Genomic DNA, 23,900 nt, shown 5'->3' on the forward strand with positions numbered 1-23,900 from the left:
AAAGAGCACTTGAAGACGTCGGTTTTTAAGGGAGCGGATGTTAACCCCTCATCGCTAGGAATGCAAATCATCTGATCGAAAACCGCTGGTCGGGGCATCACGCGGCGACTATTATGCGCGCCTTCGAATTCAGCCTAAACAAGGCGCAAACCCATGCTAGTACTGGGATTAGAAACCTCCTGCGACGAAACCGGCGTCGCATTATATGACAGTGAACGCGGTCTGCTGGCCGATGCATTGTTCAGCCAGATCGACCTGCATCGCGTGTATGGCGGTGTGGTGCCTGAGCTGGCCTCGCGTGACCACGTCAAGCGCATGCTGCCCTTGATTCGTCAGGTGTTGGCCGAGGCTGACTGTGTGCCGACCGAGATCGATGCGATCGCTTATACCGCGGGTCCTGGCCTGGTTGGCGCGCTGCTGGTCGGCGCCTCCTGCGCTCAAGCGTTGGCGTTCGCCTGGGGCATTCCGGCGTTGGGCGTGCATCACATGGAAGGCCATTTGCTCGCGCCGATGCTGGAGCCAAAACCGCCTGAATTCCCGTTCGTCGCTTTGTTGGTCTCCGGAGGTCATACGCAGCTGGTTCAGGTCGATGGTATCGGTCAATACAGCCTGCTTGGCGAGACGCTCGACGATGCCGCCGGCGAAGCGTTCGACAAGACCGCAAAGATGATGGGCCTCAATTATCCGGGCGGACCGGAAATCGCCAAGTTGGCGGAGAAGGGCGTCGCAGGACGTTTCACCTTCCCGCGTCCGATGTGTGATCGCCCGGGGCTGGATTTCAGCTTCAGCGGCTTGAAAACCTTCGCCCTCAACACCTGGCAGCAATGCGTCAGCGTCGGGGACGACGGCGAGCAAGCCCGTTGCGACATCGCGCTGGCGTTCCAGCAGGCCGTGGTGGAGACTTTGACAATCAAGTGCAAGCGCGCCCTGAAACAGGCGGGCATGAAGCGTCTGGTGATCGCTGGCGGCGTCAGTGCCAACAAGGCGTTGCGCATTTCGCTGGAGAAAATGCTTGGTGACATGAAAGGCGATGTGTTTTACGCCCGTCCCGAGTTTTGCACCGACAACGGCGCGATGATTGCGTTTGCCGGTTGCCAGCGTTTGCAGGCCGGTCAGCAGGAAAGTCTGGCGATCAGCGTGCAGGCGCGCTGGCCGATGGAGCAATTGTCGGCGTTGTGATGAGCGGCGTTCATGAACGGTATTTAAAAATGCCGTTCGCGCCCGGCAAACAGGTCGCGTAGATTGCCGCGGTGGCGCCAGACGATCAGCAGTGTGAGTGCGCTCATCGGCAGCAACGCTTCCGGTTCCTGCCAAGCGAGCAACGGCAGGGTCAGCGGCGTGGCGATCAGCGCCGCCAGCGAGCTGGTGCGGGTCAGATAGAACGTCAGCAGCCAGGCGCATACGGCCAGCAGCGCGGCGGGCGGATACAGGCCCAGCAGCATGCCGGCGGCAGTGGCAACGCCCTTGCCGCCACGAAAACGGAAGTACAGCGGGAACAGGTGACCGATCACGGCGCACACGCCGATCCAGGCCTGATCCTGCAACGAAAGGCCCGCAGCCGCTGCGATCAGCACCGGCAGCAAGCCTTTGCACAGATCACCCAGCAAGGTCAGGATCGCGAGTTTGCGACCGGCCAGGCGCAGCATGTTGGTGGCGCCGGCATTACCCGAGCCACTCATTCGCGGATCCGGGTTTCCGGTCAGGCGGCTGAGCAAAATGGCGAAGGACAGCGAGCCGAGCAGGTAGGCGAGGATCGCCAGTAACCAAAACATGCTAACTATTCCGGGCGAGGACGCCCTGATTCTAACGGCGCATTGCGCCCTTGTCGTGCAGCGGAGAAAAGTGCTTGGACAGAGTGTTTATCGAGGGCCTGGAAGTTGACACCGTGATCGGTGCCTACGACTGGGAGCGCGGCATCCGACAGTGCCTGCGTCTTGATCTGAGCTTCGCTTGGGACAATCGCCCGGCCGCCGCCGGTGACGACCTCACCCTGGCGCTCGACTACGCCAGCGTTTCCACACGCATTCAGACGTTTGCCGAGCAGGCGCAATTCCAGTTGGTCGAGACGTTTGCCGAGCGCCTGGTTGAAGTGCTGATGACGGAATTCAAGATTACCTGGGTCCGCCTGAAGCTGACCAAGCCCGGCGCTGTGCCGGCCGCCAAGGGTGGTGTGGGTGTGGAGATCGAGCGCGGATGTCGCTGACTCAGGTGTATCTTGGGCTCGGTAGCAATATCGAGCGCGAAACCCATTTGCGCGCCGGACTCGACGCGTTGGCGACCTTCCTCGTGGATGTCCGCTGTTCGGCCGTGTTCGAGAGTCAACCGGTGGGCATCAAGAGCGGGCCGTTCTTCAACTTCGTGGTGTCGGCGTATACCGATTTGCCGTTGATGGAACTGGATCGGCGCTTGAAATTCATCGAGGCGGACAATGGGCGCTATGCGCCGGAGCGCAAGGGGTTGCCGCTGGATATCGACGTGCTGCTGTATGGCGATCTGGTGGGTAACTTCGACGGTCTGGTTCTGCCGCGGGCAGAAATCCTGAAAAACGCTTTTGTGCTGTGGCCGCTGTCGCTGATTGCGCCGGATTGTGTGCATCCGGGCGTGGGAAAAAGCTTCGCGACGTTGTGGGCCGAGGCGCAGATTGATCAAGTGTTGGCGCCGGTCGCCTTTGAATGGCGCGGCGAACAACTGACCCCTTCGGATTTGCGTTGATCTGACGGACGCTTTCGCGAGCAGGCTCGCTCCCACAGGAGATCCTATTCCAATGTGGGAGCGAGCCTGCTCGCGAAGCATTTCAGGAGGTGTAAGCCTCTTTGTAAGCCTTCAACGCCTTGAGCCGTTCGCGCTTGAGCGCTTCGCCCAGCTCCGGGCCTTTAAATCCCTTCTCCAGCAACGGCTGCACCGCCACGCCCCGCGCCTCATTGGCCGCGCCGCGCAGATAATCCGCCTGTGGATAACTGCGCTGTTCCAGTCCCTTGCGTCCGCGCGCATCCATCTCGCAGGCGATGATGAATTCCTCAAAGCGCTGCGGCCGGCGATACACATCAAAACTCTGCAGTAACTCCAGCAACGTCGAAGCCTTCAACTCCAGAGCGCGATGTCCATGGGTATGGTACTGGCCGACCAGTAGCGCCAATTCCTGACAGTCCTTCGGTGCCTTGAAGCGCTCATTGACCGCTTTGATCAGCTTCAACCCCGTGTGTTCGTGGGCGATGTGTCGCGGCCACTCTTCTTTTGGCGTAAGCCCTTTGCCGAGGTCGTGCAGCAAGCAGGCCCAGCGTACGGTCAGCGGTTGTTTGTGCAGCGCCGATTGCTCCAGCACGCTCAGGGTGTGGATGCCGCTGTCGATTTCCGGGTGATGGATTTCCGGTTGCGGCACGCCAAACAAGGCGTCGACTTCCGGCATCAGCACTTTCAGTGCGCCGCATTGACGCAAAACCTCAATGAATACCTGCGGCTGATCTTCCATCAGTGCCCGGGAGATTTCCTTCCAGCTACGTTCGGCAGTCAGCGCTTGCAGTTCGCCGGATTCGCTGAGCTGACGCATCAGCTCCAGGGTCTCGGGCGCGACGGTGAAGCCCAGTTCGGCATAGCGTGCGGCGAAGCGAGCAACGCGCAAGACACGCAAGGGATCTTCGGCGAACGCCGGGGAAACGTGGCGAAGAATTCGATCTTCAAGGTCGCGCTGGCCGTGATACGGATCGGTCAGGTTCTGCTGATCGTCCTCGGCCATGGCGTTGATGGTCAGGTCGCGGCGGATCAGGTCTTCTTCAAGCGTTACTTCGGGGCTGGCGTGAAAGGTGAAACCGCCGTACCCACGACCGCTCTTGCGTTCGGTGCGGGCGAGGGCATATTCCTCGCCGCTTTTTGGGTGAAGAAACACCGGGAAATCCGCGCCGACCGGGCGATAGCCTTGCGCGAGCATTTCCTCGGTGCTGGCGCCGACAACGACCCAGTCGATATCGGTGACCGGTTTGCCCAGCAGGCGATCGCGTACTGCACCGCCGACCTTATAAATCTGCATAAAAAACCTCCGTTAGCCCGACAGGATAACTCTTGCGTCGGACTTTCGGAGGCCAGAACCGGATCAAAGATGAATGACGGCCAGGTCGAGCCGACCGTAATCCCCTTCGCTGTGTTCACTGCGTGGCGGAACGTGATGGGTCTTCATGATCTGGTCACCCTGCAGGGTTTCCAGATGAATATCGAAGCCCCACAGGCGATGCAGGTGTTTGAGCACTTCGTCGGTGGAGTCGCCCAACGGTTTGCGGTCATGTTGCTGATGGCGCAAGGTCAGGGAGCGATCACCCCGTCGATCAATGCTGTAGATCTGCACGTTCGGCTCACGATTGCCGAGGTTGTATTGCGCTGCCAGGGTTTCGCGGATGATCCGGTAACCGGTTTCGTCGTGGATTGCCGGTACCAGCAGATCGTCCTTCTGGTCGTCATCGAGGATGCTGAACAGTTTCAGGTCGCGGATTACCTTGGGTGACAGGTACTGCAGGATGAAGCTCTCGTCCTTGAAGCTGCTCATGGCGAACTTGATGGTCGACAGCCAGTCGGTTCCGGCAATGTCCGGGAACCAGTGACGGTCTTCCTCAGTGGGTTCTTCACACATGCGCCTGATGTCCCGGTACATGGCGAAGCCCAAGGCGTAAGGGTTGATGCCGCTGTAGTAGGGGCTGTCAAAACCTGGCTGGAACACCACGCTGGTGTGCGACGTCAGGAACTCCATCATGAAACCGTCGGTGACCAGGCCTTCGTCATACAGATCGTTCATCAGCGTGTAGTGCCAGAACGTTGCCCAGCCTTCGTTCATCACCTGAGTCTGGCGTTGTGGATAGAAATACTGGGCGATCTTGCGCACGATCCGCACAATCTCGCGTTGCCACGGTTCCAGCAACGGCGCGTGTTTTTCGATGAAGTACAGGATGTTTTCTTGCGGTTCTGCGGGGAAGCGCGCGTTGTCCTTGTCGCTGTATTTGTCTGCACCTTTGGGAATCGTGCGCCACAGATCGTTGATCTGCTTCTGCATGTGTTCTTCGCGATCTTTCTGCCGCCGCCGTTCTTCCTCGGCGGAAATCGGATAGGGGCGCTTGTAGCGGTCGACGCCGTAGTTCATCAAGGCGTGGCAGGAGTCGAGCAGGTCTTCCACCGCGTCGATGCCGTGGCGTTCCTCGCATTGCATGATGTACTGCTTGGCGAACACCAGGTAATCGATGATCGAGCTGGCGTCGGTCCAGGTGCGGAACAGGTAATTGCCCTTGAAGAAGCTGTTGTGGCCGTAGCACGCGTGCGCCACCACCAGCGCCTGCATGCAGATGGTGTTTTCTTCCATCAGATAGGCGATGCACGGATCGGAGTTGATCACGATCTCGTAGGCCAGCCCCATCTGCCCGCGACTGTAGGATTTTTCGGTGCTGAGGAAGTGTTTGCCATAGGACCAGTGGTGGTAACCCAGCGGCATGCCCACCGAGGCGTACGCATCCATCATCTGCTCGGCGGTGATCACTTCGATCTGGTTGGGATAAGTATCCAGCGCATAACCGGCCGCGATACGGGCGATTTCGCGGTCGTAGGTCTGGATCAGCTCGAATGTCCATTCGGAGCCGGTGGAAATGGGTTGGCGCTTCTGCTCTTTGGCGGTCATGTCACTAACCTGCGCTGGAAGAGTTCACGGAAGACCGGATAGATATCCCCGGCCGAGACCAGTTGCTGCTGGGCAAACGTGTCGGAAAAGGCTTCGGCGATGCGCTCGTATTCGTACCAGAGGGCCTGGTGTTCGCGCGGGGTGATCTCCACATAAGTGTAGTACTGCACAAACGGCATGATCTGGTTGATCAGTATGTCGCGGCAGATCGGCGAGTCGTCGTTCCAGTTGTCGCCGTCGGAAGCCTGTGCCGCGTAGATGTTCCATTCGTTGCTCGGATAACGCTCGGCCATGATCTCCTGCATCAGCTTCAGCGCACTGGAAACGATGGTGCCGCCGGTTTCCCGCGAATAGAAAAACTCTTCTTCATCGACTTCTCGGGCACTGGTGTGGTGGCGGATGAACACCACGTCGATCTTGTCGTAGTTCCGCTTGAGGAACAGGTACAACAGGATGAAAAAGCGTTTGGCGATGTCCTTGGTCGCCTGGGTCATGGAGCCGGAGACGTCCATCAGGCAGAACATCACCGCTTTCGAGCTGGGGTTAGGTTGTTTGATCAGCAGGTTGTACTTCAAATCGAAGGTATCGAGAAACGGCACACGGTGGATGCGCGCGCTGAGTTTTTCGATTTCGGCTTCGAGTTCCTGAATATCGCCGAAGTTGTCCGGCTCTTCGCGTCTCAGGCGCTCCAGTTCTTCTTTGACTTCGCGCAGCTTCGCCCGGCTGCTGCCGGATAGGGCAATGCGGCGTGCATGCGCCGAACGCAGGGTGCGGATGATGTTGATCCGTGACGGATTGCCTTCGTTGCTGATCCCGGCGCGTACGGTTTTGAACGTGTCAGTGCCGCTGAGGTTGCGTTTGACCAGGTTGGGCAGTTCGAGGTCTTCGAACATGAATTCGAGGAATTCTTCCTGGGTGATCTGGAAGACGAATTCGTCCATGCCTTCGCCGGAATTGCCGGCCTTGCCCGGTCCGCGCCCGCCGCCACCACCCGGTGGCCGGGCGATGTGTTCGCCGGCCGTGAATTCTTTGTTACCAGGATGAACCACGGTCTGCTTGCCGCCACGGCCGTGGTGAAGCACCGGTTCGTCGATGTCGCGACCGGGAATGCTGATTTGCTCGCCGTGTTCCATATCGGTAATGGAGCGCCGGCTGACCGCCTCTTCGACAGCCTTTTTGATGTGGTCACGGTAACGCCGCAGGAAGCGCTGACGGTTCACCGTGCTCTTGTTCTTGCCATTGAGACGTCGGTCGATCACATAACTCATAGGAGGCCCTCCGGGCAGCTTCAAGTTGTGAGCTTCAAGCTGCAAGTAAAAGCAGGTTCCCGGGCATCAGTGGGTTACGCGCTTTGTTCTTGCAGCTTGTAGCTAGAAGCTTGCAGCTGCTTCACTGCGACTTCCGTACCCGCAGGTACCATTCGGAAAGAAGCCGTACCTGTTTGTCGGTGTAGCCGCGTTCGACCATTCGTGTAACGAAGTCGTTGTGTTTCTGCTGATCCTCTTTGCTGGCCTTGGCGTTGAAGCTGATGACTGGCAGCAGATCCTCGGTGTTAGAACATTTTCTTCTCGATGACCACCCGCAGTTTTTCGTAGCTGAGCCAGGTCGGGTTCTTGCCGTTGTTGTTGGCTCGGGCGCGCAGGACGAAGTTGACGATTTCGTTGCGGAAATCCTTCGGATTGCTGATGCCGGCCGGTTTTTCGATTTTTTCCAGTTCCTCGTTGAGGGCCACGCGGTTGAGGATTTCGCCGGTTTCAGGATCACGGTATTCCTGATCCTGAATCCAGAAGTCCGCATACAGCACGTAGCGGTCGAAGATGTTCTGGCCGTACTCGCTGTAAGACTCGAGGTACGCGGTTTGAATTTCCTTGCCGATGAATTCGATATAGCGCGGTGCCAGGTATTCCTTCAGGTAGCGCAGGTAACGCTCACGGGTTTCAGCCTGGAACTGTTCCTGTTCGATCTGCTGTTCCAGCACATAGAGCAGGTGTACCGGGTTGGCGGCGATTTCGTGCGGATCGAAGTTGAACACCTTGGACAGGATCTTGAACGCAAACCGGGTCGACAGACCGTTCATGCCTTCATCCACGCCTGCAGAGTCGCGGTATTCCTGAATCGACTTGGCTTTCGGGTCGGTGTCCTTGAGGTTTTCGCCGTCGTAGACGCGCATCTTCGAATAGATGTTGGAGTTTTCCGGCTCCTTGAGGCGCGACAGCACGGTGAACTGCGCGAGCATCTTCAGCGTGTCGGGTGCGCAATGGGCCTTGGCCAGAGAGCTGTTGAACAACAGTTTGTCGTAGATCTTCACTTCGTCGCTGACCCGCAGGCAGTACGGCACTTTGACGATGTAGATCCGGTCGATGAACGCTTCGTTGTTCTTGTTGTTGCGGAAGGTGTGCCACTCCGATTCGTTGGAGTGGGCAAGCAGGATCCCGGTGAACGGAATCGCGCCGAGACCTTCGGTACTGTTGTAGTTGCCTTCCTGAGTCGCGGTCAGCAATGGGTGCAGCACCTTGATCGGTGCCTTGAACATTTCGACGAATTCCATCAAGCCCTGGTTGGCCCGGCACAACGCACCGGAGTAGCTGTAGGCGTCAGCGTCGTTCTGTGGGTATTCCTCGAGTTTGCGGATGTCGACTTTACCAACCAGGGCAGAGATGTCCTGGTTGTTCTCGTCACCCGGTTCGGTCTTGGCCACGGCGATCTGATTGAGGATCGACGGGTAGAGTTTGACCACGCGGAACTGGCTGATGTCGCCGCCGAATTCGGCCAGACGTTTGGTCGCCCACGGCGACATGATGGTGTTCAGGTAGCGCCGTGGGATGCCGAAGTCTTCTTCGAGGATCGCGCCATCTTCGGTGGCGTTGAACAGACCCAGAGGCGATTCGAATACCGGCGAGCCCTTGATCGCATAGAACGGCACTTTTTCGATCAGTTGCTTGAGCTTCTCGGCCAAGGACGATTTACCGCCACCAACAGGGCCGAGCAGATAAAGGATCTGTTTCTTCTCTTCCAGACCTTGGGCGGCGTGGCGGAAATACGAGACGATCTGGTCGATGCATTCTTCCATCCCGTGGAAGTCTTCAAAGGCCGGATAGCGACGGATCACCTTGTTGGAGAAGATGCGTGACAGCCTCGAGTTGGTCGAGGTGTCGAGCAGTTCCGGTTCGCCGATGGCCAGCAATAGACGCTCGGCGGCGGAAACGTAGGCGCTTCGGTCTTTCTTGCACAGCTCCAGGTACTCTTGCAGCGAGAGTTCTTCCTGGCGTGTGGACTCGAAGCGTTGTTGGAAGTGGCTAAAGATACTCATGACGTCACCTCGCTCGATACGTGGAGCCGACGCCGGATCACTCAGTCGATGCTGGCAAACAACCGTTGTGGCAGCTGTTTGTTTACCCCCCAGAACACTTTCACGACCGACAATCGTGAAAGTCACTCCCGATGACCCGTGCGCCGGTGTACCGGCTCTCCCCTGTTTTGGATGGCCTGGGCTTAAGGATAGTTGGGAATTCGGGAGGTAAAGGCGAGATACGTAATTAGTTGTGGCAGACCGTTCGTCTGCCCGGCGCAGGCCCACGGCAGCCGGGGCCTGCGCGTGACAAAAAAAATTATTCGGCGGTGCCTTGGGCAGTTTCTGCAGGATAGGTCGTACGCCACAGCTCAAAGCCGCCGTCCATGCTGTAGACGTCGGAAAAGCCCTGACTGATCAGGTACGCCGCAGCGCCTTGGCTGGAATTGCCGTGGTAGCAGACGACAACGGTCGGTGCATCGAGATCGGCGCCTTGGATGAAGGCGTGCAGTGAGTGGTTGTCCAGATGCTTCGAGCCGCTGATATGCAGGGCAGCGAAAGTCGCCGGGTCGCGCACGTCGACCACGACAGCACCTTGCTCACGCAGGGCCTGAGCCTGCTCCGGGGGGATTCGTTTGAATTCGCTCATGGCGGGTTCCTGTTGCTCGGCTGAATGCGCAGTCTAGCGCGGTGCGCTGACTGGCGAAGTTTCGGGGATAAGTGGTGCGACGGTCGGGGCGAGGCCGCCATGTTCATCGCATTTGCACGACAGGCGTTCGCCGCTGTCGACGTTCATCAGGGTCAGGCTGCCGCCCCAGACACAACCGGTGTCCAGCGCCGAAATGCCTGGCTCATGGATATTGCCTTCCAGCGCCGCCCAGTGACCAAAAATGATTCGCAGCCCTTTGGTCTTGCGTTCCTTGTGCTGGAACCACGGTTTGTAGCCTGGCGGTGCGCTGTCGAGGCCTTCCTTGCTCTTGAGGTCGAGCTTGCCCTCGGCAGTGCAGAAACGCATGCGGGTGAAATAGTTGGTGATGACGCGCAGGCGGGTCACACCTTTGAGGTCGTTGTCCCATTTCGCCGGATCGTTGCCGTACATGCCGTCGAGGTAAGCAGGAAACAGGTTGTCGTCGCGCAGGGCGGTTTCGACTTCGTCGGCGCACTTCAAGGCGCGGCGCAGCGACCACTGCGGTGGAATGCCGGCGTGGACCATGGCGACGTCGCGCTGCTCGTCGTAGTGCATCAACTTTTGTTGTCGCACCCACTCAAGCAGTTCGGCGCAGTCTGGCGCCTCAAGGATCTCGCGCAGCGTGTCCGACTTCTTCAAACGTTCGATATTCTTTGCTGCCGCCAGCAGATGCAGGTCGTGATTACCGAGGACGCAGACCAGCGAATCGCGCATGGCATAGAGAAAACGCAGGGTTTCCAGCGACTGCGGGCCACGGTTGACCAGATCGCCCACCAGCCAGAGCCGATCGAGTTTCGGGTCGAAAGCGACTTGCTTGAGCAGGCACTTGAGCGGTTCGAGGCAGCCTTGCAGGTCGCCGACGGCATATGTCGCCATCAGTGCAGGGCTCCGGGGACGGCGAGGCGGAAGGGCTTGATGATTGCGTCGAAATGTTTGCCATCACTGGCGACCATTTCGTAAGTACCTTGCATGGTGCCGACCCTGGTGGTCATCACCGTGCCGCTGCTGTAAGTGTGGCTTTTGCCTGATTCGATCAGCGGTTGCTGGCCGACGACACCCGCGCCGCGTACCTCTTCGACATGGCCGTCACCGTCGGTGATCACCCAGTGGCGCGACATCAGGCGTGCGGGTTGCTCGCCATTGTTCTGCACGGTGATGGTGTAGGCAAAGGCGAAGCGGTCGTGTTCGGGTTGCGATTGGTCTGCCAGATAGTGGGTAACGACGCTGACATCGACCTGATAACGAGGATCGGACATGCAAAAGGGCCTTAAACAAAGCGGAACGCGAGGCGTAGCTGATGGGGAATCAGTCTAGGCAAGTATCGGGCAGTAAACCAGAGTGGCGTCCTGCCCGATAGCGTTCATCGCCGGTCAGTCGGCGGCGGGGGCTGGCGGGACTTGTTCGCTGAGCTTGTCAGCCAGGCGCACGAACGCGGCCAGGTCGAGTTGCTCCGGACGCAAGCTGCCATCGACGCCGGCCGCTTCGATCTCGGCAGCGGTCATCAATTGCTTGAGCGTGTTGCGCAAGGTCTTGCGGCGCTGGTTGAAGGCTTCGCGCACAACGCGCTCCAGCAGGCGATGATCCTTGGCCGGGTGAGGCAGTACCGCGTGTGGCACCAGACGGACGATGGCCGAATCAACTTTCGGCGGCGGGTTGAACGCGCCCGGGCCGACGTTGAACAGGTGCTCTACGCGGCAGTGGTACTGAACCATAATCGACAGGCGACCCCAGTCGCCACCGCCAGGGCCTGCTGCCAGGCGCTCGACCACTTCTTTCTGCAACATGAAGTGCATGTCGCGAATGATGCCGGCGTTGTTCAGCAGGTGGAAGATCAGTGGCGTCGAGATGTTGTACGGCAGGTTGCCGACGACGCGCAGGCTGTTTGGCGCAGCGTTGAGCGTGTTGAAGTCGAACTTCAGTGCATCACCCTGATGCAGGTTGAAGTTGCTCTTGCCGGCAAACTGCTGGTTGAGGATCGGGATCAGATCCTTGTCCAGCTCCACCACGTCCAGTTGCGCGCCGGAGTTGAGCAGGCCGGCGGTCAGTGCGCCCTGGCCCGGGCCGATTTCCAGCAGGCGGTCTTCGGACTTGGCACTGATGGAGCGCAGGATGCGGTCGATGACGCCGGCATCGTGCAGGAAGTTCTGGCCAAAGCGTTTGCGCGCCTTGTGTTGGTATTGCTCGGTCATAAACGGGTCTCGGCCATCTGGTAGGCGGTTTCCAGGGCGACTTGCAGGCTGCCGGTGTCGATTTTGCCGCTGCCGGCCAGATCCAGGGCGGTGCCATGGTCGACCGATGTACGGATGATCGGCAAACCCAGGGTCACGTTGACGGCAGCGCCGAAGCCTTTGTACTTAAGCACAGGCAAGCCCTGGTCGTGATACATCGCCAGCACTGCATCGCAGTGCTCCAGATATTTGGGGGTAAACAGAGTGTCGGCGGGCAGCGGGCCACGAAGGTCCATGCCCTCGCCGCGCAGGCGCTCTAATGTAGGTTCGATGATGTCGATTTCTTCATGGCCCAGGTGTCCGCCTTCACCGGCGTGCGGGTTGAGCCCGCAAACGAGGATGCGTGGCTGGGCGATGCCGAATTTGTTTTGCAGGTCGCTGTGCAGAATCCGCGTGACCCGCTCCAGCCGCTCCGGCGTGATCGCATCGGCGATGTCGCGCAGGGGCAGGTGAGTGGTGACCAGTGCCACACGCAAACCGCGGGTAGCGAGCATCATCACCACCTGGGCGGTATGGGTCAGGTCAGCGAGAAATTCCGTGTGTCCAGAGAAGGCGATACCCGACTCGTTGATCACGCCCTTGTGCACGGGTGCTGTGATCATCCCGGCGAAATCGCCGCTGAGGCAGCCGTTGCCGGCGCGGGTCAGGGTTTCGAGGACGAAGGCCGCATTGGCCTTGTCCAGTTGCCCGGCCACCACAGGGGCGCTGAGCGGAGTGTCCCAGACATACAGGCTGTTGGCGGGCGCCGGGGCGTCCGGCCAGTGATCCGGGCCGACATCCAGCAGATTGACGGCCAGCCCCAGCTGCGCGGCCCGCTCAAGGAGCAGGTCGCGGCTGGTGATGGCAATCAGGGGATGTGGCTGGGCTTGCGAGGCGAGCAGCAGGCACAGGTCGGGACCGATGCCGGCTGGTTCGCCGGGTGTCAGCGCGAAACGCTTGGGTTTCACTGCGCTGCCTGGTCTGCACCAGGGAGTTTGATCTCTACGTACGCTTCGTCACGGATCTGACGCAGCCAGGTTTGCAGCTCTTCGTCGTATTTGCGGTTACGCAGTACGGTCATTGCCTGCTGCTCGCGGGCCTGCTCGGTGCTGTCGGTGGCGCGACGGCCAAGGACTTCCAGAACATGCCAGCCGTATTGGGTCTGGAACGGCTTGGACAGTTGACCTTGTGGGGTCTTGGCCATCACTTCGCGGAATTCCGGCACCAGTACGTTCGGGTCGATCCAGTTCAGGTCGCCACCGTTGAGGGCGGAACCCGGGTCTTCAGAGTAGCTCTTCGCCAGAGTGGCGAAGTCTTCACCTGCCAGGATTCGCTCATACAGCGATTGAACCAGGGCTTTGGTCTTGGCTTCGTCGCGGATCGGGCTTGGCTTGACCAGGATGTGGCGCACATGCACCTCGTCACGGGTCTGGGCTTCGCCGCCGCGCTTGGCCAGCAACTTGAGGATGATGAAACCACCTGGCGTACGTGCCGGCTGAGTTACATCGCCAACGGCCATGCTGCTCAGCTCGCGATCGAACGGAGGTGGCAGTTGAGCGGCTTTACGCCAGCCCATGTCGCCACCTTCCAGTGCGTTGTCGCTGGCGGATTTGGCCACTGCCAATTGACCGAAGTCGGCGCCTTGCTTGAGCTGCTGGTAAACCTCCATGGCCTGACGCGCGGCACTCTGAATGGCTTCGGAGTTGGCGCTTTCCGGGGTCGGAATCAGGATGTTGGCCAGGTGCAGCTCTTCGGACAGTTGCATCTTGCCCAGGTCGGAGGCGAGGAAGTTCTTCACTTCCTGCTCGGAGACCTGAATGCGTTCTGCCACGCGGCGCTGACGGACACGGCTGATGACCATCTCGCGCTTGATCTGGTCACGAGCGTCGTCATAAGACAGGCCGTCGCGTGCCAGGGCGGCGCGGAACTGGTCAACAGTCATGTTGTTGCGCTGGGCGATGGTGCCGACAGCCTGGTTCAGTTCTTCATCGGTGATGCGGATGCCGGAACGTTCGCCGATCTGCAGTTGCAGGTTTTCGACGATCAGGCGCTCAAGCACCTGTTGATCCAGTACACCTGGAGGTGGCAAGCCACCTCCACGCTTGGCGATGGTCTGCTGAACTTCGTGGACGCGCTGGTCCAATTGGCTCTGCATGACCACGTCGTTGTCGACGATCGCTACCACTTTATCGATGGACTGTACGGCGGCGTTGGCCGCCGTACCCAGGAACAGCGCGCCCAGCATCAGCGGGCGCAGACAATCAGAAAGCTTGGTCTTCACGTTCACGATAACCTTGAATGCCTTTGTCGAGGAAGCTCTCTACCTTGGCGCCAGTGAGGCCACCGAGTCCCTTCAGAACAATTTGGAGGAAGACGCCATGGTCGCCTTTTTCGTTTTGCGGAGCTTCCTGGCTGAACTCGTCATAGGAAACCCAGTAACGGTTGATCAGGCGCAGTTTCCAGCAGCAGTTGTCGTACTCGAAACCACCGAAAGCTTCCAGGGTACGGTTACGGTTGTAGTCGTACTGCCAGCGGCTGATCGCGTTCCACTGTGGAACGATCGGCCAGATGACCGAGAAGTCATGCTGCTGGATCTTGTAGTAGTCCTTCACGTAGCCAGGCTGGCCTGGAGTACCGTAGTCACCGCCGCCTACCGACCATTTACCGGTGTTCTGGTCGTAACGAACCTGGTCATTGCGATAGCGATAACCGGCGTTAATGACCTTGTTCGGGTTGTCTTCAGGCTGGTAGTGGAACATCGCACTGCCGGAACGCGGGCTGCGGCTGTCCGGATCCCAGTTGTAGTCGGCAGTGGTGCGCCAGTCGCGGTTCCAGCGGTATTCGTATTCCAGTGCGTATGGCGAAACGTTGGATTTCGCGTCATCACGGGTTTTTGCATCGATGCCCGGCAGTTGGACTTCACGATCCTTGAAGTACAGCGCCTGACCGACGCTGATGCGTTGACGCTCGAAACCGTTGTCTTCGATCCAGCGGCTGGTTACGCCCAGCGACAGTTTGTTCTCGTCACCGACGCGGTCGGAACCGGAGAAGCGGTTGTCACGGAACAGCGACGAGTAGTTGAAGGTGTATTCGCTGGTATCGAATACAGGAATATCTTCCTGATTTTCTTCAGGCACATAGAGGTAGAACAGTCGCGGTTCCAGTGTCTGGCGATAGTTCTTGCCGAAGTACGACGTATTACGGTCGAAGTACAGGCCGCTGTCGATGCTGGCAATCGGTACGCCACGATTCTGGTTGCTACCGAACTTGCCACCTACGTAGCGGGTTCCTTCACGTGCTGCTGCAGCCTGCTGGTCAATGATGTCTTGTTTGCCGGTACCGTCCAGATCCAATTGATACTGGGTGTACTGGTACTTGAGCGACGGCTTCAGGAAGCCATAAGTCCAGTTCATCGGCAGGCTGACACCTGGCTTGAGATTCAAGCGATCGCCATTGGCGCGTGCCAGACCAGTGATGTTGTTGTCCAGGCGTGGACTGCCGACTGTGCCATCAGCGTTGATCGGGCCGCCATTTTTATCCAGGTAGTTACCCGTCAGAAGATCTCGATCGAAACGAACGAGCTCAGTCTCGTAATCGAAATTCAAACCTTCCGGGTGATATGGCAGTTGACCATTGAAGGTGATCTGCGGCAGACGACCATATGGGGTGATGTTGGAAACGGTCGCTAACTGGTACTGCTGAGCATTCAGGCGTGCGGTGTAGCTGTCACCACGGTAAGTGATCGCGCCCTGCTGGTTCACGAAGTCGCTGCTTTTCACACCGATCTGGTCAGTCTGCAGATCCTGGAAGTAATACGGATCGCTGATCTTGGTGTAATCAACCTCGGTGAGCACGCGGGAGTCGAGACCACCCTTGTGCTGCCAGTTGTACATGTAACGAGTCTGCTTGGCGTCTGTCTGCTTGTCGCGATCATGGTCCTCGTCATTGAGATACGCAGCGCCGAACTGGCCTTCGCTGGACTTGGTCAGGTAACGGAACTCGCCTTCCACCAACATGCCACGCTTGCTCATGTAGCGCGGGTACAACGTGGCGTCGTAATTAGGCGCCAGGTTGAAGTAGTACGGGGTGACCAGCATGAAGCCGGTATCGCTGCCGCTGCCGATGGTCGGCGGCAGGAAGCCCGACTGGCGACGGTCGTCGATCGGGAAGTAGATGTACGGCGTGTACAGGATCGGAATGTCTTTTACGCGCAACGTCACGTTGGTCGCGGTACCGAAGCCGGTGGCCGGGTTCAGGGTGATGTTATTACCCTTGAGCTGCCAGGCGTTGCTGTTCGGTTCGCACGTGGTGTACGTGCCGTCCTTGAGACGAATGATCGCGTTTTCGGCACGCTTGGCGTACAGCGCGTTACCGCGGATGCGCGATTTGTGCATCACGTATTCGGCGTTGTCGACCTTGGCTTCACCAGTGTCGAGCTGCACATCGGCGTGGTCGCCGACGATCAGCGCGCCGTTGTCGCGGATGCGCACATCGCCGTTGAGTTCGGCGCGGCTCTCGGCCTGATACAGGCTCGCCTCATCGGACTCGACCTGCATGCTGCCCTGACGCAGGACAACATCACCGGCCAGGGTGCCAACTTGATCATCGGTGTTATAGCGCGAAGCTTTTGCGCCGATAAAGGTCGGTGCATCGCTTTTATTCGTCTTGTCATTCATGCCAGGACGAGTCGGCTCGATGTAAGCACCAGAGCAATACGGACCGGTTTCAGCCAATTGGGCAGCGGTGAGTTTCTCGCGCGGAACCCAGTCGAGGTGACTGAAGTCTTCGCTACGGGATTTCAGTCCGCGGCCCTTGGCTTCGGTCACCAGCGCTGGTTTGGCGCCAGTGTCGGAAGTCGAACCGTTCTGTGCCGGGGCTTCGCCGGTGGCGCTGACGGCACTGCCGTCATGCACTGGACGCGGAGGCAATGCAGCCGCCGGCGTCTTGGGCGAACAGTCCCAGGCACCCGTAGCCGAGACAGAGCAGTCATACTGCTCGGCGGCGACAACGAATTGACTGGCCAGAGGTTGCATAGCCAGCAGACTGCCGGTTACCAACAACGGAAATTTTTTACGAAACGCGGGGGATTTCAATGCCATCTTATTAGTCCGGGCTTCCTGCGTGCCATCGGCCCGCGGTGACGGCCCCACCCCTCTCGATGGTCTGAAAAAGATGCTGGATAATAAAGCATGACCCGCTTGACGGCTAGCGCCGTCGGAGACCCTTGCAATGCCTGACCAAGATGTACGCTTGCAACACCTGAAAGTTTGGCTCGATGAGCAGTTGGCAATCCTGTTTGCAGATCAGGGCTGGGGCGCCGTGCCCCCGGCCACGTTGACCGCGGCCAGTAGCGACGCGAGTTTCCGCCGTTACTTCCGCTGGGAAGGCGCGGGTCGCAGCTTCGTCGTGATGGATGCGCCGCCACCCCAGGAAAACTGCAAACCGTTCGTGGATATCGCCTTTTTGCTGGCGAAATCCGGAATTAATGTGCCGAAAATTTATGCCGAAGACCTCGAACGCGGCTTTCTTTTGCTCAATGACCTGGGCAACAAGACCTATCTCGACGTGATCGATGGCGAAAATGCCGACGCATTGTTCAGCGATGCCCTGAAAGCACTGCTGGCTTTTCAGCAGTTGCCGATGGTCGCGCCCCTGCCGAGTTACGACGTCGCATTGCTGCGCCGTGAGCTGGAACTGTTCCCTGAGTGGTACGTGAAGCGTGAACTGGGCGTCGAATTCAATTCGACTCAGCAACAACAGTGGCAGCAGATCAGCGACCTGTTGATCGACAGCGCCCTGGCCCAGCCGAAAGTGCTGGTGCACCGCGATTACATGCCGCGCAACCTGATGCTCAGCGAGCCAAACCCTGGCGTGCTGGATTTTCAGGATGCGGTCTATGGCCCGGTGACCTACGACGTAACCTGCCTGTTCAAGGACGCTTTCCTCAGCTGGCCTGAAGAGCGCGTGCGTGGCTGGCTGGAAAGTTACTGGCAGCAAGCCTCGGCACTGAACATCCCGGTGCAGCCGGATTTTGAAGACTTCCTGCGTGCCAGCGACCTGATGGGCGTGCAGCGTCACCTGAAAGTCATCGGCATTTTCGCGCGTATCTGCCACCGCGATGGCAAGCCGCGTTACCTGGCCGACGTGCCGCGTTTCTTCTCTTATATAGAAGCGGTGATTGCCCGTCGTCCTGAACTGGCCGAATTGCAAACGCTGTTCACCAGCCTGCGGGGTGGAGCAACAGCATGAAGGCAATGATTCTGGCGGCAGGCAAAGGCGAGCGCATGCGCCCGCTGACCCTGACCACCCCGAAACCGCTGGTACGTGCCGGCGGCGTGCCCTTGATCGAATATCACCTGCGCGCCCTCGCGGCCGCCGGTTTCAATGAGATCGTGATCAACCACGCCTGGCTCGGTCAGCAGATCGAGGATTATCTGGGCGACGGTTCGCAATTCGGCGTGAGCATTCAGTACTCGCCGGAAGGCGAGCCGCTGGAAACCGGTGGCGGGATTTTCCGTGCGCTGCCGTTGCTCGGCGACGATGCGTTCTTGGTGGTCAACGGTGATATCTGGACCGATTACGACTTCAGCGTGCTGCATCAGCCGATCAATGGCCTGGCGCATCTGGTGCTGGCGGACAACCCCGCGCATCACCCGACCGGTGATTTCACTCTGATCGACGGGAAGGTGTTCGACGGCCAACCGGACGCGCCGACCCTGACCTACAGCGGTATCGCCGTCCTGCATCCGCAGCTGTTCGATGGCTGCACGGACGGCGCCTTCAAACTGGCGCCGTTGCTGCGCAAAGCCATGGCAGACGGCGAAGTGACAGGCGAGCGGCTGAAAGGCCACTGGGTGGATGTCGGTACGCATGAGCGCTTGGCCGAAGCTGAAACCTTGATAGAAGCGAGTCGCTGATATGTTGTGGCCAGGGACTCTGATTGGAGCCGGAGCGGGTTTTGCGATCGCCAGCATTCCGGGGGCCATGCTTGGGGCGTTGTTGGGACAGGCGCTGGATCGGCGTCTGCACTTGCAGAGCTGGGGACATTTACGCGAAAAACTCGGCGGCCAGCCGATGCTACGCAACGACGAATTGTTGTTCGTGTTGCTCGGGCGTCTGGCCAAGAGCGACGGGCGGGTCACGGACGGGCATATCCAGCAGGCGCGGAACGAGATGCGCGCGCTGGAGATGAGCGAACCGGCGACGCGTCGGGCGATCGCGGCGTTCAACCGGGGCAAGTCCGGTGGCGATCATCTGCGCGGTTATCTGCGCCGCCTGAGTGCGCAGCCACACGCGGCCGAAGGTGTGTTGCGCGCCTGCTGGCGGATGGTCTGGGCCGATGGCCGGGCGGGCGTCAGTGAGCGGGAATTGTTGGCGCAGTGGGGTAAATGGCTGGGCTGGACGACCCATCAGGTGCAAGCACTGGCGAGCGATTATGAGCCCGGCAAGCGGCCCATCGTCAGTGCGGCGGTGAGCTATCAGGAAGCGATGCGCCTGTTGGGTGTATCGGCATCCAGCGAGCCGGCGCAGATCAAGCGTGCCTATCGACGTCTGCTCAGTCGTCATCACCCGGACAAGATTGCCGGTAGCGGCGCGACGCCAGCGCAGGTGCGCGACGCGACCGAGAAAACGCGCGAGCTGCACAACGCCTACACGTTGATTCGTGAGCGGCGGGATTTTCGTTAACTTCCAGTTCTGCGTCGTCGATACCGGCCCCTTCGCGGGCAAGCCCGCTCCCACATTCGATCGCATTCCATTTGAAGGAACGCGGTCAACTGTGGGAGCGAGCCTGCTCGCGAAGGGGGGCGCCGCGGTCTGACGATCAGTCGGTGTTCTGCGGATTCAACCAGCCACGCACGCGGCGGAACAACTGTTCCTGCTCAGCGTTGTTATCCGGCAGTGCCTTGAGCGCCACCTGGCTGAATGCCGACGTCTTCAAACGCTTGCTCGCCTGCATGCGCTCCAGCGCGGCATTGCGATCCAGCGGTTTGTCCATGTAGAAAATATCCGCCGTCGGCAGCTTCAGCGTCGGCGTCAGTTCCGCCAGTGCCGGCTTGGCCTTGAGCGGTGTCTGCGCGTCGACCATAACAAATTTTTCCACCTGCGCCGTTTGCCGTTCGCTCAAGTAGCGTGCGGCCCAATACGCGCCGGTACCGTGACCGAGCACGACAATGCGCCGCGCACTTTGCTGTTCGGCGTAGGCAATGGCTGCGTCGATTCGCGTGAAGATGCGTTCGGCATCGGCTTTGGATTGTTCTTCGGTCGTCTCGGCAACCACCTGGTCAGCCACTTCAGCCTCACCGCCCGCCGCTTGCTCGATTGGTTGCGCGGTGGTGGAATCCTTGCTGCCCGACTCAGGCGCTTTCGGGGCCGCAGAGGGCTCGATCACACGCGGCGCGATGGTGTCGGCTTGCAGGTCGGGCAGGGTGATGCTCAGGCTGCTCCATTCAACGTCCGGCAACTTGCGCCGTAACGGGCCGATTGCCTGAGGCCAGTCAGCGGTTTCGCCCGTGCCGGGGATGATAATCACCGCGCCTTTGGGCTCGGCGGTATTGGCCGGTTTCCACAAGGCGAGGAAGGTGTCGCTGGCGGCCTGCAACTGTTGCTGTTCCTGCGCCGGGACTTTGCGTTGCAGTGCGGCGGCTTCTTCCTGACTACGCTCAAGCAGTGGCTGGCGTTCGGCCGGTTTTTCTTCAGCGGATTTTTCCGCAGCGGCGGCCGGGGCCGGATCGGCCGCGTTGACGGAAAACGCACAAGGCAGGATCAGCGACAGGCACAATGCTGGCATTGCCAGGCGGTAGACAGAGGGCATCGGTTATTCCAGGCCAGAAAAGTATCCCGGCAGCCTAATGGGTTGGTCAGAATTTGTCAGTGTATGAGACTTCAATGAAGCGATTTTGCTGCCTGTGGGTTATCGGCTGTCTGTGGCTTCCCTTGATGGGCTGGGCGGCGCCTGCGCCACCAGCGCACGTTGCGCAGTTGTCGGCGAGTGAGCAGCAATGGCTCGCGCAGCACAACGAATTGCGCGTCGGTCTGGTGTTGCAGGCGCCGTATGCGCAATACGACCGGCGCTTGCAGCGCTTGTCCGGGGCCAACGTCGAGCTGATGAAACTGTTGGCCAAAGCACTCAATGTCGAGCTGAGCTGGCGCAACTTTCAGGATCTGGCGCAACTGGAAGCGGCTGCGCGCGAAGGCGAAATCGATATCGCCCCGGGGCTGACCCAGACGCCCAGCGCCCTGCGTCTTTGGCAGTTCTCCGATCCGTACATGCGTGTGCCGCAATTGGTGGTCAGCGATCAGAAGGCCAGCGGCGGGGTGGATCTGGAGAAACTCGACAGCCAGACCCGCGTCGCCGTGCGCATGCCGAGCACCACCGCCGACTATCTGCGCGGTAACTATCCGCATTTGAACCTGCAAGGCGTGCCCCTTGAGCGTCAGGCATTGCAGCTGTTGTTGAGTCAGCAAGCGTCATACGCGATCGTTGATGAGGCGCAGCTCGGTCGACTTTCGGCAGAACCGGAGTTTGCCGAACTGGTGGTGGTCGGCGATATCGGGCTGCCGCAACTGCTGCGGGTGGCATCGCGCCGTGACTGGCCGGAACTGGCCGGTATCGTCCAGAGCGCATTGCGTGTGATCCCGGCCAAGGATCTCGAACGCCTGCACAACCAATGGCTGCAACCGAAATACCCGCGACTGTCGGAGTCGCCGGGGTTCTGGCAGAACCTCAGTCTGTTGTTTGCCGTCATGTTGCTCAGTTGCGTGGCCATCGTGTTCTGGCAGCGGCGCCAGCAGCACAGTCTTGAACAGCGTCTGCTGGCCGCGCGCGAAGACATCGCCTTGCGTGCCGCCAGCGAAGAAGCCTTGCGGCTGACGCAGTTTTCCATCGACCAAAGCACCGTCGGCATCCTCTGGGTCAATTGGGACAGCCATGTGCGCTACGCCAACCGCGCGGCGGAAAACATGCTCGGTTATCCATCCGGTGGGCTGATCGAACGACCGCTGATCGACTTCGAACCGGGTTTGCACATGGACCGCTGGCTCAACCTGTGGAAACGCGCACGGGCCAGTGAAGAAGGGCCGCTGAGTTTTGAAACAAACTGCGTACGTGCCGACGGCAGTGTTTTACCCGCGGACGTGTCGCTGAGTTTCCTGCGTTTTCGCGACAGTGAATATCTGGTGGTCTATCTCAATGACGTCACCGAGCGCCGCCGGGCACTGGCCGCGTTGCAGGAAAGCGAGGCGCGCCTGCAGGGTATCGCCGCCAACGTGCCGGGGCTGGTGTTCCGGCTGGAGCGGGCGCCGGTGACCGGGCAGATCGACTTTGCCTACATCTCCGAGGGCAGTGAAAGTCTGGTGGGTTACGCGCCAGCGGCCATCGCTCACCGCGACATGGGCCTGCGCAGTCTGGTGTATCCGGACGACAGGGCCAGTTATCACCAGACCCAGGATCAGGCGCTGGACACTGACAGCGATTGGTCGTGGCAGGGGCGAATTCTCACGCGCCAGGGGCAACAGCGCTGGGCCGAAATCAAGGCGATTACCCGACAACTGGAAGATGGCGCCTATGTCTGGGATGGCATCGTCTGGGACATCACCGAGAGCAAACGCATCGAGCTGGAGCTGGCGGCGTCGCGTGAGCAACTGCGTGAACTGTCGGCGCACCTTGAGAGCGTGCGCGAAGAGGAGAAGGCGCGAATCGCCCGCGAGGTTCACGATGAGCTGGGGCAGATGCTCACGGTGCTGAAACTGGAGACGTCGATGTGCGAACTTGCCTATGCACAACTCGACCCCGGACTGAATGAGCGGCTGAACAGCATGAAACGCCTGATCGCTCAGTTGTTTCAATTGGTGCGCGATGTGGCCACGGCATTGCGTCCGCCGATTCTCGACGCCGGGATTGCCTCGGCCATCGAGTGGCAGGCGCGACGGTTCGAGGCGCGCACGCAGATCCCGTGTCTGGTGCAGGTGCCGGACAATCTGCCGGCGCTGAGCGATGCCAAGGCGATCGGCCTGTTCCGCATTTTGCAAGAGGCGCTGACCAACGTCATGCGCCATGCTCAGGCGCATACTGTCGAACTGACGCTGGCGCTGGAAGGCGATGAATTGTGTCTGACGGTCAGTGATGACGGCGTAGGCTTTGTCGCCGCTGCCGCTCGGCCGACCTCGTTTGGCCTGGTCGGCATGCGTGAGCGGGTGCTGATCATGGGCGGGCGGCTGGTGCTGGAGAGTGAGCCGGGGGAGGGCACCAGTCTGCATGTCTGGGTGCCGGTGAATGAGGTCTGATGGTTATGTGGTGTTTGGGTCGACGCTTTCGCGAGCAGGCTCGCTCCCACATTGGAATGCTTTTCCCTGTGGGAGCGAGCCTGCTCGCGAATGACCCTGGCGCTGAATAAGAACAATGGAGAAGAACGTGATCCGTGTACTGGTAGCCGAAGACCACACCATCGTCCGTGAAGGCATCAAGCAATTGATCGGCCTGGCCAAGGATCTGCAAGTAGTGGGGGAGGCGAGCAATGGCGAACAGTTGCTCGAAACCCTGCGTAACGTGCCGTGCGAAGTGGTGTTGCTGGACATCTCCATGCCCGGCGTAAACGGTCTGGAGGCGATCCCGCGTATCCGTGCGCTGAACAACCCACCGGCGATTCTGGTGCTGTCGATGCACGACGAAGCGCAAATGGCCGCTCGCGCCTTGAAGGTTGGTGCGGCCGGGTATGCGACCAAGGACAGCGATCCGGCGCTGTTGCTCACGGCGATCCGCAAAGTCGCGGCGGGCGGGCGTTACATTGATCCGGATCTGGCGGATCGCATGGTCTTCGAAGTTGGCCTGACTGATACGCGGCCACTGCACTCCTTGTTGTCCGAGCGTGAGTTCTCGGTGTTCGAGCGCCTCGCCCAAGGCGCCAACGTCAACGACATTGCCCAGCAATTGGCCCTGAGCAGCAAAACCATCAGTACGCACAAGGCGCGGTTGATGCAGAAGCTCAACATCACCTCGCTGGCTGAATTGGTCAAATACGCGATGGAACACAAACTTCTCTAAGCACACCACAAAAACCTGTGGGAGCT

20 protein-coding genes and 1 pseudogene are annotated in these 23,900 nt (G+C 59.7%); 8 read left to right on the forward strand and 13 right to left on the reverse strand.

Going from position 1 to position 23,900, the window contains the following annotated elements:
* The first annotated feature begins 153 nt into the window (after nucleotides 1-153).
* A complete protein-coding gene (gene tsaD, locus ACIONG_RS22900) occupies nucleotides 154-1,179 on the forward strand; it encodes a tRNA (adenosine(37)-N6)-threonylcarbamoyltransferase complex transferase subunit TsaD (protein WP_103304416.1) in 1,026 nt (341 codons plus the stop codon).
* Between the two features lie 23 nt (nucleotides 1,180-1,202).
* On the opposite strand, the gene plsY is transcribed toward tsaD, so the two are convergent.
* Nucleotides 1,203-1,772: a glycerol-3-phosphate 1-O-acyltransferase PlsY gene (gene plsY, locus ACIONG_RS22905; RefSeq protein ID WP_103304415.1), complete on the reverse strand. Its 570-nt coding sequence runs from the start codon at nucleotides 1,770-1,772 to the stop codon at nucleotides 1,203-1,205.
* 74 nt (nucleotides 1,773-1,846) lie between these two features.
* Here plsY and folB point away from each other — a divergent pair, with 74 nt between their 5' ends.
* Nucleotides 1,847-2,203 carry a dihydroneopterin aldolase gene (gene folB, locus ACIONG_RS22910; RefSeq protein WP_401302884.1) on the forward strand — a complete coding sequence of 119 codons (357 nt, stop codon included), beginning with the start codon at nucleotides 1,847-1,849 and terminating at the stop codon, nucleotides 2,201-2,203.
* Nucleotides 2,194-2,712, forward strand: a complete 519-nt coding sequence (gene folK / locus ACIONG_RS22915; RefSeq protein ID WP_401302886.1) for a 2-amino-4-hydroxy-6-hydroxymethyldihydropteridine diphosphokinase — start codon at nucleotides 2,194-2,196, stop codon at nucleotides 2,710-2,712. Before folB ends, folK begins: the two co-directional genes overlap by 10 nt.
* A gap of 82 nt (nucleotides 2,713-2,794) precedes the next feature.
* Here folK and ACIONG_RS22920 read toward each other — a convergent pair whose 3' ends face one another.
* The 11 genes and pseudogenes from ACIONG_RS22920 to ACIONG_RS22970 all read right to left on the reverse strand — a co-directional run bounded on the left by ACIONG_RS22920 (nucleotide 2,795) and on the right by ACIONG_RS22970 (nucleotide 16,933).
* Complete coding sequence (locus ACIONG_RS22920; protein WP_213026749.1) at nucleotides 2,795-4,024, reverse strand: multifunctional CCA addition/repair protein; 1,230 nt, start codon at nucleotides 4,022-4,024, stop codon at nucleotides 2,795-2,797.
* Between the two features lie 63 nt (nucleotides 4,025-4,087).
* The gene (locus tag ACIONG_RS22925; RefSeq protein WP_103304412.1) at nucleotides 4,088-5,650 is read right to left on the reverse strand and encodes a SpoVR family protein; all 1,563 of its coding nucleotides are present in this window, start codon (nucleotides 5,648-5,650) and stop codon (nucleotides 4,088-4,090) included.
* The gene (locus tag ACIONG_RS22930) at nucleotides 5,647-6,918 is read right to left on the reverse strand and encodes a YeaH/YhbH family protein (RefSeq protein ID WP_007910114.1); all 1,272 of its coding nucleotides are present in this window, start codon (nucleotides 6,916-6,918) and stop codon (nucleotides 5,647-5,649) included. The genes ACIONG_RS22925 and ACIONG_RS22930 overlap by 4 nt, the downstream gene beginning before the upstream one ends.
* Nucleotides 6,919-7,039: 121 nt before the next feature.
* Nucleotides 7,040-8,960: pseudogene (locus tag ACIONG_RS22935) on the reverse strand (PrkA family serine protein kinase).
* A gap of 298 nt (nucleotides 8,961-9,258) precedes the next feature.
* The gene (glpE, locus tag ACIONG_RS22940) at nucleotides 9,259-9,588 is read right to left on the reverse strand and encodes a thiosulfate sulfurtransferase GlpE (RefSeq protein ID WP_016983139.1); all 330 of its coding nucleotides are present in this window, start codon (nucleotides 9,586-9,588) and stop codon (nucleotides 9,259-9,261) included.
* A gap of 33 nt (nucleotides 9,589-9,621) precedes the next feature.
* Nucleotides 9,622-10,503, reverse strand: coding sequence for a symmetrical bis(5'-nucleosyl)-tetraphosphatase (locus tag ACIONG_RS22945; protein ID WP_103304410.1), 882 nt, complete (start codon nucleotides 10,501-10,503; stop codon nucleotides 9,622-9,624).
* A complete protein-coding gene (apaG, locus tag ACIONG_RS22950) occupies nucleotides 10,503-10,883 on the reverse strand; it encodes a Co2+/Mg2+ efflux protein ApaG (RefSeq protein WP_103304409.1) in 381 nt (126 codons plus the stop codon). Before apaG ends, ACIONG_RS22945 begins: the two co-directional genes overlap by 1 nt.
* A 114-nt stretch (nucleotides 10,884-10,997) precedes the next feature.
* Nucleotides 10,998-11,816, reverse strand: coding sequence for a 16S rRNA (adenine(1518)-N(6)/adenine(1519)-N(6))-dimethyltransferase RsmA (gene rsmA / locus ACIONG_RS22955; protein WP_103304408.1), 819 nt, complete (start codon nucleotides 11,814-11,816; stop codon nucleotides 10,998-11,000).
* A complete protein-coding gene (gene pdxA, locus ACIONG_RS22960; protein ID WP_401302890.1) occupies nucleotides 11,813-12,802 on the reverse strand; it encodes a 4-hydroxythreonine-4-phosphate dehydrogenase PdxA in 990 nt (329 codons plus the stop codon). The genes rsmA and pdxA overlap by 4 nt, the downstream gene beginning before the upstream one ends.
* Nucleotides 12,799-14,115 (reverse strand): peptidylprolyl isomerase SurA, encoded by a 1,317-nt coding sequence (surA, locus tag ACIONG_RS22965; RefSeq protein ID WP_146041241.1) that lies wholly within the window; start codon nucleotides 14,113-14,115, stop codon nucleotides 12,799-12,801. Before surA ends, pdxA begins: the two co-directional genes overlap by 4 nt.
* Entirely contained in the window at nucleotides 14,096-16,933 is a 2,838-nt protein-coding gene (locus ACIONG_RS22970; protein WP_401302891.1) for an LPS-assembly protein LptD, read from the reverse strand. The genes surA and ACIONG_RS22970 overlap by 20 nt, the downstream gene beginning before the upstream one ends.
* Before the next feature lie 130 nt (nucleotides 16,934-17,063).
* Between ACIONG_RS22970 and ACIONG_RS22975 the strand changes: the two genes are divergently transcribed.
* The 3 genes from ACIONG_RS22975 to ACIONG_RS22985 are packed head-to-tail and all read left to right on the forward strand — an operon-like array spanning nucleotide 17,064 to nucleotide 19,520.
* Nucleotides 17,064-18,083, forward strand: coding sequence for an aminoglycoside phosphotransferase family protein (locus ACIONG_RS22975; protein ID WP_401302893.1), 1,020 nt, complete (start codon nucleotides 17,064-17,066; stop codon nucleotides 18,081-18,083).
* Nucleotides 18,080-18,751: an N-acetylmuramate alpha-1-phosphate uridylyltransferase MurU gene (gene murU, locus ACIONG_RS22980; RefSeq protein WP_401302895.1), complete on the forward strand. Its 672-nt coding sequence runs from the start codon at nucleotides 18,080-18,082 to the stop codon at nucleotides 18,749-18,751. Before ACIONG_RS22975 ends, murU begins: the two co-directional genes overlap by 4 nt.
* Nucleotide 18,752: 1 nt before the next feature.
* Nucleotides 18,753-19,520 carry a TerB family tellurite resistance protein gene (locus ACIONG_RS22985; RefSeq protein ID WP_401302897.1) on the forward strand — a complete coding sequence of 256 codons (768 nt, stop codon included), beginning with the start codon at nucleotides 18,753-18,755 and terminating at the stop codon, nucleotides 19,518-19,520.
* 136 nt (nucleotides 19,521-19,656) lie between these two features.
* Here the strand turns inward: ACIONG_RS22985 and ACIONG_RS22990 are convergent, their stop codons facing one another.
* Complete coding sequence (locus ACIONG_RS22990; protein WP_401302899.1) at nucleotides 19,657-20,646, reverse strand: alpha/beta hydrolase family protein; 990 nt, start codon at nucleotides 20,644-20,646, stop codon at nucleotides 19,657-19,659.
* Nucleotides 20,647-20,720: 74 nt separating this feature from the next.
* Here ACIONG_RS22990 and ACIONG_RS22995 point away from each other — a divergent pair, with 74 nt between their 5' ends.
* On the forward strand, nucleotides 20,721-23,117 hold the full coding sequence (locus ACIONG_RS22995) for a PAS domain S-box protein (RefSeq protein ID WP_401302901.1): 2,397 nt from the start codon (nucleotides 20,721-20,723) through the stop codon (nucleotides 23,115-23,117).
* 115 nt (nucleotides 23,118-23,232) lie between these two features.
* Entirely contained in the window at nucleotides 23,233-23,874 is a 642-nt protein-coding gene (locus tag ACIONG_RS23000; RefSeq protein ID WP_177431404.1) for a response regulator transcription factor, read from the forward strand.
* Nucleotides 23,875-23,900: the final 26 nt, after the last annotated feature.

Source organism: Pseudomonas sp. NPDC087817 (assembly GCF_044742875.1).
Lineage (GTDB): Bacteria > Pseudomonadota > Gammaproteobacteria > Pseudomonadales > Pseudomonadaceae > Aquipseudomonas.